The organism is Bartonella sp. AC535YNZD (genome assembly GCF_042196625.1).
Lineage (GTDB): Bacteria > Pseudomonadota > Alphaproteobacteria > Rhizobiales > Rhizobiaceae > Bartonella.
Map to the genome: position 1 here is coordinate 1 of NZ_JBHIQP010000073.1, position 756 is coordinate 756.

The window sequence follows — 756 nt, forward strand, 5'->3', positions numbered from 1 at the left end:
CCTAAGAAAAAAATCTCTCTGTCAGGATTGTAACCAATTCTGTTCAAATAATAGGCTGAGCCATAAAACTTGCCGACATCAAGAAATTCTGCCCGCGTTTCATAAATGAAATTTTGATTGGGCAGCGTGCCACCAACCCCACCCGATTGGGGCTTTGGTAAAGGGAGCCCCTCAGAAAGTTCCCCTGCATTATTGAGATCCACTTTTGGTGTAAAGAGAGCATCAACCCCGGTTAAACCACTTAAGGACTCCAGTGGTTTACGTTCAGCTGCTTGTGCTTTAAAATGCGCATCCCCTGTAATGGAACCTTCCGCTGCCGTGTTATTGAGTTGATCGACCACCAAATTCAACGTGCCACCCGCTTGGACAAGACCAGGAACGCTCTCCAAAGCTTCTGAACCAATCTGGCGATCCTTGCCATTGGCTATATCTAAAGAAACATCGCGGCTTCCATCAGCTTTATAACCATAACAACTGTCTGTATTAGCCTGACAACCAAGATAAGTGTTTTTATAAGCCGTTGCACCTAAATTGGTCAGCACATTGGCGTGGATATCGGCATTTCCCCCCGCTCCTATAGAGCTATAATGGTTATCAATGGTATCAGCATTAATGATGAGATTGCCACTAGATTGTATTACCCCCGAAACAGTTGGTTTATGCGAAAATGCTTGTGTGACAGTCTTTTCTATCATGTGTGACCAATTTTCGTTTATTGACCAGCCCCCTCCTGCCTTCCGCCGAGAACCATTCCAT

1 protein-coding gene is annotated in these 756 nt (G+C 45.1%); it reads right to left on the reverse strand.

Features of this window, described 5'->3' with window-relative positions:
• Positions 1-756: hypothetical protein (locus ACFIM8_RS09235; protein ID WP_375614844.1), on the reverse strand; the 756-nt coding region annotated here is incomplete at both ends.